This is a genomic window from Nostoc sp. KVJ20, from assembly GCF_001712795.1.
Lineage (GTDB): Bacteria > Cyanobacteriota > Cyanobacteriia > Cyanobacteriales > Nostocaceae > Nostoc.
This window is the reverse complement of record NZ_KV757726.1, coordinates 1-14,509: the sequence shown is the minus strand read 5'-3', so window position 1 is coordinate 14,509 and position 14,509 is coordinate 1. Positions and strand designations below refer to the sequence as shown.

The window sequence follows — 14,509 nt, the reverse complement described above, 5'->3', positions numbered from 1 at the left end:
AGTGGCGCGTGGTCAGAAAAAAACCGAATCAAAAAACGGCAACGGAGCGAAATTAAGTTTTAAGCAAACCCTGTGGGCTGCTGCGGATAAGCTGCGGGGTCATTTGGATGCAGCCGAGTATAAGCACGTCGTCTTGGGGCTGATTTTTCTGAAATATATTTCGGATGCCTTCAGTGAACTTTACAACATATACTCAGAGCAACCCCACGTTGATCCAGAAGACTGCGACGAGTACACGGCTGAAAATGTTTTTTGGGTTCCCAAGGAAGCACGATGGTCATTTCTGCAAGCCAACGCTAAACAACCTATGATCGGTAAATTCTTAGATAACGCGATGGATGCGATTGAGAAAGAGAACCCATCACTCAAAGGCGTGTTACCCAAGGATTACAACAAGCCAGCCCTGGATCAACAACTGCTGGGAGAAATCATTGACCTAATTGCCAAGATTGGTTTAGGAGATGCAGAAAGTCGTTCAAAAGATATTTTGGGTGGAGTTTACGAATACTTTCTGGGGCAGTTTGCTGGTGCAGAAGGTAAGAGAGGTGGACAATTTTATACACCCCGTTGTGTGGTGCAGCTATTAGTCGAAATGATTGAACCCTACAAAGGGCGGATTTATGACCCTTGTTGCGGTTCCGGTGGAATGTTTGTGCAGTCAGAGAAATTTGTAGAAGCGCACGGCGGGAAGGTTGGCGATATTTCTATTTATGGACAGGAGTCAAATCCCACAACTTGGAAGCAGTGCAAGATGAATCTGGCACTGCGAGGGATTGAAGGGAATATGGGCGATCGCAATGCTGATACTTTCCACAACGATTTGCACAAAGACCTCAAAGCTGATTTTATCCTAGCGAATCCTCCGTTTAATATGAGTGATTGGGGTGGAGATCGGTTGCGAGAAGACACCCGTTGGAAGTATGGCATACCACCTGTAGGTAATGCCAACTATGGTTGGGTACAGCAGATGATTCACCATTTAGCACCCAATGGTATTGCTGGTTTTGTGCTGGCGAATGGTTCGATGAGTTCTAACTCTTCGGGAGAGGGTGATATTCGCAAAGCTATTATTAATGCGAATTTAGTTGATTGTATGGTGGCGTTGCCGGGGCAGTTATTTTACAACACTCAGATTCCCGCTTGTTTGTGGTTTTTGGCACGGAATAAGAAAAATGGCTTGTTCCGCGATCACACTGGGGAAACATTATTTATAGATGCGCGGAAGATGGGAGTTTTACTTGACCGAGTACACCGGGAATTGACGGTTGAAGACATAAAGCGGATTGCCCAAATTTACCATGCTTGGCGGGGTGAGAAGGAAGCGGGGGAGTATGAGGATATTCCTGGTTTTTGTAAGAGTACCAAGTTAGAGGACATTGTTTCAAATAATTATGTTCTCGCGCCAGGTTTATATGTGGAGGCTGAGGGTATTGAGGAGGTTGAATTTAATTCAGAACTATCTACTGAATCAAATCATGAACTTCCTCTTAAGAAAGTAAAGCAACTAGTACATTTTTCACTTTTTGTTCCAGACCGATTTCATGCTCTCCAAAAACGTGGTCAAGATATGTTAAATAGTATTGTTGTTCCAGTCAGCGAAAGCTTGAATCGGCTTGATGAGATTTTTCTTGATATGTCTGCTGCTGGGAGAGGTGCTTTTTTGGTACTTCGAGGAGATTCAGGTTCTGGTAAATCTACATTCTTAAACACACTTCATCTATTTCGGACTGGTATTAAAATAGTTTCAATTTCATCTAAAGATTCTATTTTTCAAAGTTTAAAAATTATAGAAACTTCGGATGTGGACTTAACTCAAATACAAATACTTGTTATTGAAGGACGAGAAGCACTTACAGATTTATCTCAAGAACAATTAGAGAAAGACATTCATTCTATTAACAGCTTTATTCGGTCTACTACTGGTGAAAGAACATTAGTTGTTTGGTTATGCAACACTGATGAACTTCAGAAGTTCCTTATAGAATTGGCTTTAAAAATAGGCTCTGACTCACTTCTCGGAGTAGAAGAACCTAGTTATCAATTCACAGGGCCACCAAAAAAAGATTACTTAGATATTGCAAAACGTACTATTAGCACTCTAAATGAGGGTGCTTCTCTAATAGACTTAGGAATTTCAGAAGAACGTGCGATAGACTTAGTTAGTAATGCTAAAACTATTGGATTCTACTTAAGTCTTCTCCGTCAGGAACTTCTTAGAAATCAAAAGAGTTTCAAGTCTTTATTAGCTAAAGAACAATGCCGAATGTGGGTTGTAGTAATTACAGGGAATGATCGTGAGGATTTTGTTGCATCATTGACTAGAGGACGTTCTTCAACGGCTGATATTGACCGTTTAATGGTTGCAACAGAAGCTAATATAGTAAAAGAAATTAAAACTTATTCTGACAAAACTGGTATTCTTGCAACAACATTAGACGTTAGAATTATTCATCTGCCTATATTAACTGCACTTGCTATTGCTCGAAAATATGCTGATAAAGACCTTGAAGCAAAAATGAAAGTAAGAGGTATGAGTACTAAACAAGATTTAACAGCAGAGGAGCGACTGACAAAAAGTGACCTAGCCAAAGCGTTTGAATCACTACCTATGGGTCTTGCTATACCTGGGAGAAAACCAGTCGATAGTACTAAGGAGGCATTTGATAAATTATTGAGAATTACTCAAGATGATGATGCTTTAGTTAATAAAACTATTGGTAGAGCATTGAAAGCCTGTGATTTAATTGATTCTTTTGAAACTGAAGTTGATTTTGGTGAAGGTTTGACTCGCAAAACTGATATATGTTGTGAGAGTCAATTAGGTTTAGTCCGACTGGAACTCATGTGGCGAAAAAATACCAGCCGTGCTGAGATAGCTAATTATGTACTAACAAAACTATACAACTATGCTAAAGCCATTGGTCATCTTTAATCTCAATGATTAAGAATAAGATTTCAATTTAATAATTTTATAATTTCCTGTCCCTATTTTTTGATTTAGTTTTTACTCAACACTAAAAGTTTTTAGCTTTATTCCTCGGCTGACTGCTATCCTAAAAGCTGCTGGAATCCATCTAGATTACCTTGAGCAAGTAACTGCATAATGCTGGCATCAAATGCCCGTTTAAACTCTGGATCAGATGCGTAACGTTTGTATAAGTCGAGTTCGCGTTTGCGTTCTCTGTTGATAGCTTGTTTAATTAATTCTTCTAAAGCGAGGCGGCGATTTTGTTCATCTGGGTTGTTGACAACTTGATTTTGGTAATAGGGGTTGTCAATTACGTGTCTAGCTATATTAATGAATTTTACCCGTTGTTCTTGTGGAGTAGCATCCCAGCCTGTAAAAAATCGATTATTAAAGGCGGATATGATTTCATCAAGGGGGTCTCTTTGCGGTGCATCGTCATGGTAGCCGCGTAAATTGGAGTTTTGCGGGTCAATTTCAGATTCCGAAGCATCGAGTTCAATGGTGTGATTTAATTTAACTCGCTCTATGCCATAGGTAGAGAGGTCTACACTTTCCAGGAGTTCATCAAGTTGGTCTTGGTCGGGGTTTTTAACTGCAAGCTTGGGAATAAGGAATTTGAGGAACCAGTGCAGCATTTCCCACTGGATGTTGTTATAAGGAATGATACAGGCTACCTGACTGTAGATTTTAACGAACTGTTTTGCTTTGATTTTAAAGTCGATTTTTGCTTCGTCTTCGAGTCCTAATTCTGCGTTGAAACGAGATGCGGCGGTGTCGATGAGAGGACTGAGTTGTTCAGCTTCGGCTTTGTTGAAAAATAATTCGTTGAATTGCTCGACTTCATACCATTCGTAAACACCCACATCATCTAAAACTTCCTTGAGATCGTGGAGGACATTTACATCGGTAGGTTCGCTCAGGGATGTGGCAGTATAAAATGGGTCAAAAGCGATTTTGATGTTGCTGACGGTGTTGTAAAAATCGAGAACGAAGGTATCTTGTTTACCCATCTTATCGTTGCAACGATTGAGACGAGATAGGGTTTGCACTGCCAGCACCGACTGCAATTTTTTATCAACATACATACTGTGTAGCAGGGGTTCGTCGAACCCAATAAGAAATTTATTTGCAACGACCAAGATTTTGTAATCGTCTTTTTTAAATTCGTCGGAAATATCTTTGCTGGGGAAGCCGTTGATGATGTCTTCGGTGTATTCAATGCCGTCTACTGTTTTTTTCCCAGAGAAGGCAATGATTGCTTTAAATGGTGCGTTCGCCTGTCTTAACAGTTCGCGGATGGCGAAGAAGTAGCGAATGGTAGTTTCAATGTTGCGGGTAACGACCATCGCTTTGGCCTTGCCCTTGAGCTTTTTGGGTACCCATACCTGTTCGATAAAATGAGTAACCATAATATCGGCTTTAGTACCAATGGTTTGTTTATGTCCTTCCACATAAGCCCGGAGTTTTTTCTGGGCTTTGGCAGTGTCAAAGATGGGATTATCTAAAATGGATTTTTGAATTTCGTAATAGCTTTTGTAAGTGGTGTAATTGGCTAGTACGTCAAGAATAAAGCCTTCTTCGATCGCTTGTTTCATCGAGTAGAGGTGAAACGGCACGAACTTACCGTCTGCCATGCGCCGACCGAATTTTTCTAAAGTTGCGTTTTTGGGTGTGGCAGTAAAAGCAAAGTAGGAAGCATTTTTACCAACTTTGCGCCCAGACATTGCTTTGAGAATTTTGTCTTGTAAATCTTCGGGTTCTTCCTCATCCTCTTCTTTAGCGAGAGTCATATTCAAGTTATCAGCAGCCTTCCCGCTTTGTGATGAGTGAGCCTCATCGATAATTACAGCAAAAGTACTACTGCTCAAATCTTCAATGCCATCAACGATAAAGGGGAATTTTTGAATTGTAGTAATAATAATTTTTTTACCGTTCTCTAGAGCAATTTTTAATTCTTGAGCATTGGTGGCATGGGCAACGATATTTTTTACTTGAGAGAAATCTTTAATATTATCTTTGAGTTGTCTGTCAAGAATGCGTCTATCTGTGACAACCACAACCGAATCAAACAGGGGACTATCTGCACCTTTGGCGTAGAGTTCGATTAACTGATATGCCGTCCAGGTGATGGAATTAGATTTACCCGAACCTGCGGAATGCTGAATTAAATAAGTCTGTCCTGTGCCGCGTGTTCGGGCATCAGTGAGGAGTTGACGAACGACATCAAGTTGGTGATAGCGGGGGAAGTACAGGTTTTTTTGAGCAAGGGGTGTTTTGGTATCGCCGGGGATGAGAATGGCAAAGTGTTCAATAATGTTGGTGAAACTTTGGCGGGTGAGAATACCTTCCCACAAGTATGCAGATTTGTGACCATTGGGGTTGGCTGGGTTGCCCTTGCCAAAATTAAAACCTTTGTTGAAAGGTAGAAAGTAAGTTTTCTCACGGTCTAATTTTGTGGTCATCCACACTTCATCCGTATCAACAGCAAAGTGGACTAGACAACGACTAAATTGCAGCAGTGGTTCTTGGGGATTGCGGTCTTCGCGGTATTGTTTTTTGCCGTGGTAAACAGTTTGACCCGTCCAGGGGTTTTTCAATTCCATCGTGGCGATCGCTAAACCGTTAAGAAACAGCACAATATCAATGGATAACCCTGCATCGCTTTCAGAGTAATGTACCTGGCAGGTAATCGAAAAGATATTTTTTTCAAAGTTCTCTAAAACAGCCGGATTTGTATCGTTGTAGGGGAGGCTGTAAAGCAAGGTCAGGTGAGCATCATCGATGGATAATCCTTTTTTAAGAACAGAGAGGATGCCATCTTTTTTGATTTTGCGATCGCAACGTTCCAAAATCAATCTTTGCCAGTTGGGACGGTCTTTGAGTTTGGCCAGTTCTTCCGGCTGGGTAGTTTCTAAAAAGCGCCAGAACTTCTCCCGGTCGATAGCAAACTCCCGGTCAAAATCTGCGGGGTTTCCTTCTTGGTAGCCAGCGCGTTCAACGAGTGCAGTCTTGATACAGTTTTCCAGTGCTAGCTCGTTGGTTTGGCTGACCATAGGAAATCCGTTATATTTTATACGAGTATTTTTCCTATGATAATTCTTTGTAGCCGAGTGTGCTATGTATCTAAGCGATCGCAAATTCAGTGAGTGCGCGTTTACTAGGGTGATGGAAGCCTAAAATAATATCGGCTTTGGGGATACCTGCTGCCAAAAGGTTATCAACAATTTAGACAAATGGGTTAGTTTGATTTCTGTGGGGCTAGTTCACGGTTAATATCTCAAAGTTATCTTAGTAATAGCTAGTCCCTTTTATTGAATATAAAAGTTAAAACTTAAATTAAAATTTTCCCTGTTACTATGTTAGCTATTAAAGTATATTTAAATTCAGTCATCACTTCTATCTCTTTTAATATTGCTGCTGTCATTCTTCTAGATTGGTCATTTATAGCAAGAACAAGATTTAATATTTCTTTTTGTTCACAAACTGGGGGAATAGCTGACCAGATATTTCTAATTACATCCCGACCAATATTTTGCATAGAAAAACTTGCACCATTAGCTCCTATTTCTATTTGCATTCGCGCCGTTCTAACTTGAAGTAATAATACAAGAAATTCTGGCATTACCTTCTCTTCATCAGCCAAGACACGAAATAACTTATCAGAAATTAATAATTTTTTTCTTGGTTCTAAAATGCAAGCAGCACTCCCTACTAGCTCAATAGTATTGGCACGACTAATAAGAATATCTTTGTGCTTTATTTCTAGTTCTGAAATGGGCTTTAGATTTGGTGGCAGAACTTTGTTCTCTGTTGAATTAAACTGATAGCCATTAACACAACCAACTTTTAAAACACCCCACTGATTATCATCTGCTGGATAATTAAAACATTGTGGAGACCAACCTTGATCCATTTTTTTCATTAAAGTTTTTAGTCTAGCCACTTCCCAATGCTCAGGAATCTCCCCAACCCACTCAACCCCACTATCCCGCATGGTTGCTTTAGGGTTTAACCCTTTGGTGACAGCTTGATTGATGAGAATAGCTTTTTGCTCTTGCAGTAGTTTGATAAGACGCTGTTTTTTGGCGATCGCTTCATCGATTTCGGAGGTTTTGTGATCGAGAAATTCAACAATCCGCTTTTGTTCCGTGATCGGGGGCAAAGGTAAAGGTACTTTCTTAAGATCCTGCATCGAAATTTTCATCCGGATTGTATTAAGTTTTCCCGAATCACTTTTTTTTACTAAAATCCCCTTTCCATATTGGAATAAATATTTTTGAAAAGTACTATTACTAAAAATATAACTATAAAAATCAATACTCGTTTTTTCTTTGTTTCTAAGATATAGAGCATAGTAGACAGGACTGATTGCTCCGAAATACTTTGATAAGCCAACAGCACCTACAACCACATTCATGCTGTTTAGTACAATATCTCCTGGGTAAGCCAGTTTGTAAGCTGTTAGATCATTCTTTGCTTTATTACCTCCTCTATTTTCGTCGGAATAGGGAGTGACTCCACTTGCTATGGAAAGTGATAATATGTCTTTTGTTTTTACTGGCTCATTTTTTTCATTTCTATTTATAAGTATTGAGCTTAACGATTTGACTTCCCAATGTTCTGGAACTTCTCCTAACCAATCCTCACCGCTATCCTTATAACTCTCATACTTTGGGAAAGCCATTACTCAACCTCCCCAAAACTTACCAACCGTTTTAACAACCCTTCCGTCTCACGTTCCAATTGCAAAATCTCCGCCGTTACTTCCTCCAGTGTTCTCAACGGCTTGTGCTGATAAAAATACTTATTAAAACTAACTTCATAGCCAATCTGCGTTTTATCTAAAGCTATCCACGCATCAGTCACATGGGGACGCACTTCCCGCACAAAGTAATCATGTATTTGTTCTTTCAACGGTACATTTTCTGTATCTCGCAACTCACTATCGGACTCGTATTCTACCCATTCCCCCGCTTTCTTCCCAGTCCAATAACCATAGTCAGGTAAGTTATGCTCAGTGGTTCCCAACTCCGTCAACAAATCACTCAGTTGATTACCTTTTAACTTGTGTACCTTCTTCACCACCCTTTCGGCGTTCTCATCCCGCCAACTGACAGCATTTAAAATCTGATTTTTCTCACTGTTGGTTAGCTTAATATCCAACAACTTCGACGCTGTATCAACAGCAATTACAAATACATTAAAATCGAGTGATAATTCATCCTCCACCGCTTCCATTAAACGCTCTCCCACAATCATGAGATTGCATTGTGCTTCCCAAGTTTTGGGCGATAATAAATCTTTCTTAGCTTTGGGGGATAAAGAAATTTCTTCACTTTCGATATAGTCCTCAATCGCCTTTTTATGCACCTCTAATTTTGTATAAATCTCATCACCCCATTGCTCATAAGCCCATGCCATTACATCACGTAGCGCAGGCACATAACGCAACGTTGCCACCCGTTCCGGTGTAAATTGCGCCGCCAGTCGTAAAGGGCGTTCCACTGTAATTTTGTAAAAACCAAAGTCTTTGTTATCAAACACTTTAGAAATACCTTGATTCGGCATTTCTAAATAAATCTGGGTGATTTTTTCAATATGCTCAGTTACAAACTCGCAATTCTTCGCTCCCAAATTCTTGCGTAATTTTTGATATAGTTCTGACGCATCAATCAATTGCACCTTGCCCTTTCGCTGAGGGACTTTCTTGTTAGACAGAACCCAAATATATGTTGTAATCCCGGTGTTGTAGAACAAATTACTCGGCAACTGGATAATTGCTTCTAACCAGTCATTTTCAATAATGTAGCGGCGAATATTACTTTCCCCGCTTCCTGCATCCCCGGTAAACAGCGAAGAACCATTGTGAACTGAAGCAATGCGGCTTCCCAAAGGACTCTCATCTAGCCGCTTCATCTTGCTGACCATATCCATCAAAAACAGCAATTGCCCATCGGAAGAACGAGGAATCGCCGGAACTACTTCTAATTCACCTTTAAAATTTTTTAGTAACACCTCGAAGCGACCGTCTAAAACATCCTTACCATCGAGAATGTATTTTTGGTCTGACTTATACGACTTCCCATAGGGTGGATTTGACAACATAAAGTCAAACCGCAGACTGCTAAATTCATCCGTTGCTAGTGTCGAACCAAACTTGATGTTCTCCGGGTCATTGCCCTTAATCATCATGTCCGACTTGCAAATCGCGTAGGTTTCGCCGTTTACTTCCTTACCATAGAGATAAACCGCCGCCTGCGATTTAATTTCCCCTTCTGAAACGATAATAAAATCCTGGGATTCCGTCAGCATTCCGCCCGAACCGCAAGCCCCGTCATACACCGTAATTACTGGTGGTAGTTTATCCTTGACTGGGATAAACAACAGGTGAGTCATCAATTTAATAACTTCGCGGGGGGTGAAATGTTCACCGGCTTCTTCGTTATTTTCTTCGTTAAACTTGCGGATTAATTCTTCAAATACATAACCCATTCCCAGGTTACTCAGTCCTGGTAGTTTTCGCCCATCCGGGTCTAGGGTATCGTGGGGACTCAGGTTGATATAAGGTGAGGTAAATTTCTCCAGCACATCCAACAACACATCCGCCTGCACCAAGCGCCGGATTTGGTTGCGTAGCTCAAATTTATCGATAATTTCTTTAACGTTATCGCTAAACCCATCTAGGTAAGCTTTGAAATTCGCTTCTAAAATTTGGCGATTATTAGAAGCAGTCTTGACCAATTTCTTTAATGTCCAATCGGAAGTATTGTAAAACACATAGCCTGATGCTTCTCGCAAGCCGATGGAGTCAAGCACCGTAAACCCCGCTTCCTCGCGCTGAAACCGCACCTCTTCCAGCACTGCATCTTTCGTCTCCTCTAACAAACAATCCAACCGCCGCAGGACAAACATCGGCAGAATTACATCCCGGTACTTACCCCGCACATATACATCCCGCAGACAATCATCAGCGATTGACCAAATAAAAGAAACGTTTTTGTTTTGCAGTGATAAATCCATCTAAAAAGTAACCGGGGCGTATAGCTTGTGACCATCATTCATGGTATTACTTTCTATCCCTTTTGGCTAAAGCATCTTTCCCCTGTCGTTGAGCGAGAACGCAAATGGTGGAAACGGTTGTTCTTTACTAGCTAGATGAGATAATCCCAAACACGAATTTTTCAATTGCTATAAGCCTAAGATTTTATTCCCGAATCGGGAATTAGGTAATAGCAGTTGAAAGGCTGAAATTTTGAGCAGGAAGCTGATTTAGAACAAATGTACTATGAGTGAGCAGGTTTACGGTAATTTTTGGGTAATTCCTGTCATTTTTGGTTCAAGCGCCTAGAATGTTATTAACCTTAAGGGTTAACAATATTAGTAGAAGTTTGCTACAATGGATATTGTATTTAATAATCGTAAATTTGAAAAAGAGTGCAATAACCAAAGGCTTCTAGAGAAAAATCATGGTGCAGATAGAGCAAAACGCATCCGAAGACGACTAGATAATTTACGTGCTGCCAATGTACTTGAAGATATGCGAAATCTTCCAGGAAGATGTCACGAATTGATTCAAGACCGAGCAGGTCAGTTATCGCTAGATTTGGATCATCCATATCGGCTAATATTTGAGCCAGCAGATGAGCCAATTCCTACTAAACCAGATGGTGGCATCGACTGGAATAAAGTAACTGCCGTTAGAATACTGGGCGTGGAGGATACTCATGAGTAATACAATCCAAAATCAATACACGCCAGATTACGTTTCTCCTCCTGGGGAGACTCTTCAAGAAATCCTTGAAGAGCGGGGTCTGTCCCAAGCAGAACTGGCGGAACGTACAGGAAGACCTAAAAAAACAATTAACGAAATCATTAATGGGAAAGTAGCTATTACTCCTGAAACTGCATTGCAGCTAGAGCGTGTATTAGGTATAAGAGCTAGTTTTTGGAACAACCTTGAACGACAATACCGAGAAGCTTTAGCACGAATTGAAGAAGAAGATCGCTTGCAAAAAGAAGTCACATGGCTTGACCAAATCCCAGTAAAAGCCATGATTAAGTTTCGATGGATTCAGCCCTATCGGGACAAGGTTGAGCAATTACGGGAAGTGCTAAATTTTTTCGCCGTCGCCTCCCCTGAACAATGGGAGGGAATATGGTGTAGGACTCATGTAGATTTTCGGAAATCGCAGGCTTTTCAAAGTGAGTCTGGGGCAATGGCAGCTTGGCTACGTCAAGGAGAAATTGAAGCATCTGAGATTCCTTGTGCGACCTATGATGCGAATAAGTTCAGGCAGGCACTGCTACAAGTCCGCGCTCTAACGATGAAACCACCAGAGGTTTTTCAACCAGAATTAGTGCGACTGTGTGCTGAAACAGGTGTGGCTGTGGTTTTTGTACCGGAACTTCCCAAAACAAGAGCCTGTGGAGCAACACGCTGGTTAAATTCTCAAAAAGCGCTGATTCAACTCAGCCTGCGGCATAAAACTGATGACCATTTATGGTTTGCTTTCTTCCATGAATCTGGTCATATTCTGCTGCATGGTAAGCGTGATGTCTTCCTGGAAGGGAAAGGTGTTGCTGCTGTTGAGGATTTAGAAAAAGAGGAAGAAGCAAACAAATTCGCTGCGGACATACTTATCCCCCCTATTGAGTTGAAGCGATTTCTAGCTTTAGGTCAACAACGCACTAAAGTGGGCATTGAGCAGTTTGCTGCTGAAATTGGCATTGCACCGGGGATTGTAGTTGGCAGACTTCAGCATGATGGAATTTTACCACCTAGTCACTGCAATGACTTAAAGCGGCGATTTGAGTGGGCTTTAGATGAACAAGAAAGCTAATTGCTCAACAATTAACAGCCGTATTTAAACGGCGGTAACTCAGAGATAGCACTTTATTTCTGTTGTTCATAAATAGTAGTAATTATCATGCAGCTTAAGTAGCAGACAATATGGACGAAGAGTTAAAATTGCGGATTGCATCTTTTTTTGATTTTTGGAGACAACGACACGCATTCATCAGTAAGTTAAACTTTATCGAACAAAGGTACGAAGGCAACGTGTTGCTGTGGGGTTCTCTTGACGCTCTTTCCAATTTGTGGGCAGAGAGTATCGGCAAGAAAGATTGCAGCAATAGTGGTAAACGGATTATTTTTGATGCGTTTCTAGCACGTTACGGTGGTGAGTTATTCCAGCTTGTTTCACTACCAGACGTGTGGAGCAAAGTGGATCGAGGAGATACCTGCATAAACCAAAAGAAAGGAGTGAAACTGCCTGAGAATGTATCTACATTCTTAAGCACAATTGGAGAACGTCGTACCCCTGAATTTATTGAACAATACCAAACTCGCTGCACTTCGCAGGATTTGAGTCTGGGTGCGATAATGAACAAGACTCTAGCGAATTGCCCTGAAACAAATCGTACTGAGCTTGAGCAATGGTTAACTTTGTCCCGATACGGTGCAATCGCTTACAAGGAAATGCGAAATGCCTACATCCATGAAGGAAGACCAGGAAAGAGAACACATGACTTTAAGTTATACGGGTGGGCAGAGAGACCGACATACCGTAGCTCGGTGTATGGTACGCCCCCAATAATGGGTTTTAGTGTTGAATTTATGTTGGGTGTGTTCAAACGGTGCATAGAAAAGTTTGAAGCTGAAGCACTAGCGTTGCAAGTAGACCCAGCGCCAGATTAATAAGGATTTTTTTTTGGTTGCTTTGGTCTGATTTACCGCCCTCTTGAGCGATCGCTTTTACTGCGACTCAGGGACAATAACTGCTTGAAGAAATGTCGTCATAATCAACTTTTAAAACTTCTTCTAACAGGTGTGGCAACCACTTCAATCCAACCCATCCATTAATAATTCAGACATCTCCAGTTGATCGCGATTGCGGTTGTCGTCGTAAATCTGGAGCGTATTTAATTTAGCGTGTCTGCTGAGTTTCTGGGCTTTCCGCACATTGCCATCAGTTTTTTCCAGTACAGCTGTGATGGCACTATGGCGGCAACGATGCGGACTCATGTGCTTTTCAACACCAGCCCGTTTAAATAACCGCTTGACTATTTTATAGATGCCATCCCCGGTTAACCTGTGACCAGCATTTTGAAAGTCAACCGAAGTAAACAACGGGCGAGACGAGGACATATCGCCACCACGGGCAATCACCCAGTCAGTAATCGCCATGACTGTGGCTTTTGGCAGATTCATCGTCAATCGTACTTGCTTGCCCTTACCCAAAATTGATAGCGTCCCCTTAGAACCGTCAAAATGTCTCATGTCCAAGGTACTAATCTCGTTTCTCCTCAAAGCATTGCCCCACAGTAACAGCAACAAAGCATAGTCCCGCTTACCCACCAAGAAGGAGCGATCGCACTGCCGGATCACGCTCAAAAATTCCTCGCCTGTACAACCGCTAGTATCGCGGTAAGCCTGCACTGGGATACTGTCTACATCCACAGCATAGTTGCAAACTCCCAATTTTCGTCCAAAAGCAACCAGAGATTTAATTGCAGCTAGTCTGCGGTTAATTGTGTTCGGTGCTAGTCCAGCTTCCGCAAGTATGGCTCTATATTTAGTCACTACCAGCGTGGCTTTGTGACCTGATAGATGCAAAAACTCCAAGATAGAATCTCTGTTAGGACGCACTTCCGTCATGCGCGTAAAAAAATCGGTGATATCTTTGCGGTAAGCTTTACGGGTTCCCTCGCTGTTCTTGGATTTCAGCAATTCTTCCAAAACATCGGGGTCAGAGTCAATTACCCCAGCAAAGTATGCCTCAATTTTGGCACTGAGGGCATTTTCCAATTTTTGGACTACAACTAACTCGACGGATTCCGTATCTTGGCTCATAACTCCCCCCGGCTACGGTATTTAGAATGGACTTTTCCAATACCACACACCATTATCTAGCAACAGGGGGTCATGGTGTTGGGGTTTTTCTTATGTTGGCATCCTCTCCCTTCCGTGATAATGATTATAATTTTTACTATTCGTATATTTTTTTTGGAAGTCCTTTAGCATCTGTGAGGTTAGCGCCTGTGAGGTAAGCGCCTGTGAGGTTAGCGCTTTCAAGGTTAGCACCTGTGAGGTTAGCGCTTTCAAGGTAAGCGTCTGTGAGGTTAGCGCTTTCAAGGTTAGCACCTGTGAGGTTAGCGCCTCTGAGGTTAGCGTTTGTGAGGTTAGTGCCTCTGAGGATAGCGCTTTCAAGGTTAGCGCCTGTGAGGTAAGCGCCTGTGAGGTAAGCGCCTGTGAGGTTAGCGCTTTCAAGGTTAGCGCTTTCAAGGTAAGCGCTTTCAAGGTAAGCGCCTGTGAGGTTAGCGCCTGTGAGGTTAGCGCTTTCAAGGTTAGCGCCTCTGAGGTTAGCGCCTTCGAGGATAGCACCTCTGAGGATAGCACCTCTGAGGATAGCGCCTGTGAGGTTAGCGCCTGTGAGGTTAGCACCTGTGAGGTTAGCACCTATGAGGTTAGCTCGTTCAAGGTTAGCGCCTCCGAGTTTAGCTCGTTCAAGGTTAGCTCGTTCAAGGATAGCGCTTTCAAGG

General features: G+C 41.8%; 8 protein-coding genes and 3 pseudogenes. 4 read left to right on the top strand and 7 right to left on the bottom strand.

Annotation, left to right across the window (positions count from 1 at the left end; translation table 11 throughout):
- Position 1 precedes the first annotated feature (1 nt).
- The gene (locus tag A4S05_RS39630; RefSeq protein WP_084227346.1) at positions 2–2,932 is read left to right on the top strand and encodes an N-6 DNA methylase; all 2,931 of its coding nucleotides are present in this window, start codon (positions 2–4) and stop codon (positions 2,930–2,932) included.
- 116 nt (positions 2,933–3,048) lie between these two features.
- Here A4S05_RS39630 and A4S05_RS32215 read toward each other — a convergent pair whose 3' ends face one another.
- The 5 genes and pseudogenes from A4S05_RS32215 to A4S05_RS44385 all read right to left on the bottom strand — a co-directional run.
- Entirely contained in the window at positions 3,049–6,021 is a 2,973-nt protein-coding gene (locus tag A4S05_RS32215; protein ID WP_069073840.1) for a type I restriction endonuclease subunit R, read from the bottom strand.
- Between the two features lie 70 nt (positions 6,022–6,091).
- Positions 6,092–6,193: pseudogene (locus tag A4S05_RS39625) on the bottom strand (element excision factor XisI family protein); the annotation flags it as partial.
- Between the two features lie 106 nt (positions 6,194–6,299).
- Positions 6,300–7,652 carry a restriction endonuclease subunit S gene (locus A4S05_RS32210; RefSeq protein WP_069073839.1) on the bottom strand — a complete coding sequence of 451 codons (1,353 nt, stop codon included), beginning with the start codon at positions 7,650–7,652 and terminating at the stop codon, positions 6,300–6,302.
- A gap of 741 nt (positions 7,653–8,393) precedes the next feature.
- A pseudogene (locus A4S05_RS44390) lies at positions 8,394–8,468 on the bottom strand (hypothetical protein); the annotation flags it as partial.
- Between the two features lie 77 nt (positions 8,469–8,545).
- Positions 8,546–9,988: pseudogene (locus A4S05_RS44385) on the bottom strand (N-6 DNA methylase); the annotation flags it as partial.
- Between the two features lie 376 nt (positions 9,989–10,364).
- On the opposite strand from A4S05_RS44385, the gene A4S05_RS32200 reads away from it, so the two are divergent.
- The 3 genes from A4S05_RS32200 (at position 10,365) to A4S05_RS32190 (ending at position 12,665) form a co-directional block, all read left to right on the top strand.
- Positions 10,365–10,700 (top strand): type II toxin-antitoxin system RelE/ParE family toxin, encoded by a 336-nt coding sequence (locus A4S05_RS32200; RefSeq protein ID WP_069073837.1) that lies wholly within the window; start codon positions 10,365–10,367, stop codon positions 10,698–10,700.
- Entirely contained in the window at positions 10,693–11,808 is a 1,116-nt protein-coding gene (locus A4S05_RS32195) for a HigA family addiction module antitoxin (protein ID WP_069073836.1), read from the top strand. Before A4S05_RS32200 ends, A4S05_RS32195 begins: the two co-directional genes overlap by 8 nt.
- Positions 11,809–11,918: 110 nt before the next feature.
- Positions 11,919–12,665: a hypothetical protein gene (locus tag A4S05_RS32190; protein WP_069073835.1), complete on the top strand. Its 747-nt coding sequence runs from the start codon at positions 11,919–11,921 to the stop codon at positions 12,663–12,665.
- Positions 12,666–12,809: 144 nt separating this feature from the next.
- Here the strand turns inward: A4S05_RS32190 and A4S05_RS32185 are convergent, their stop codons facing one another.
- Together A4S05_RS32185 and A4S05_RS32180 are read right to left on the bottom strand one after the other, a co-directional pair.
- Entirely contained in the window at positions 12,810–13,820 is a 1,011-nt protein-coding gene (locus tag A4S05_RS32185) for a tyrosine-type recombinase/integrase (RefSeq protein ID WP_069073834.1), read from the bottom strand.
- A 136-nt stretch (positions 13,821–13,956) separates the two neighbouring features.
- Positions 13,957–14,509, bottom strand: a 553-nt coding sequence (locus A4S05_RS32180; protein ID WP_141699870.1) for a pentapeptide repeat-containing protein, incomplete at its 5' end; no start/stop codon positions are given.

Coding starts and splice junctions, on each gene's coding strand:
- A4S05_RS32185 (WP_069073834.1), bottom strand. CDS start 13,820: ATGAGCCAAGATACGGAATCCGTCGAGTTAGTTGTAGTCCAAAAATTG.
- A4S05_RS32190 (WP_069073835.1), top strand. CDS start 11,919: ATGGACGAAGAGTTAAAATTGCGGATTGCATCTTTTTTTGATTTTTGG.
- A4S05_RS32210 (WP_069073839.1), bottom strand. CDS start 7,652: ATGGCTTTCCCAAAGTATGAGAGTTATAAGGATAGCGGTGAGGATTGG.
- A4S05_RS32215 (WP_069073840.1), bottom strand. CDS start 6,021: ATGGTCAGCCAAACCAACGAGCTAGCACTGGAAAACTGTATCAAGACT.
- A4S05_RS32195 (WP_069073836.1), top strand. CDS start 10,693: ATGAGTAATACAATCCAAAATCAATACACGCCAGATTACGTTTCTCCT.
- A4S05_RS32200 (WP_069073837.1), top strand. CDS start 10,365: ATGGATATTGTATTTAATAATCGTAAATTTGAAAAAGAGTGCAATAAC.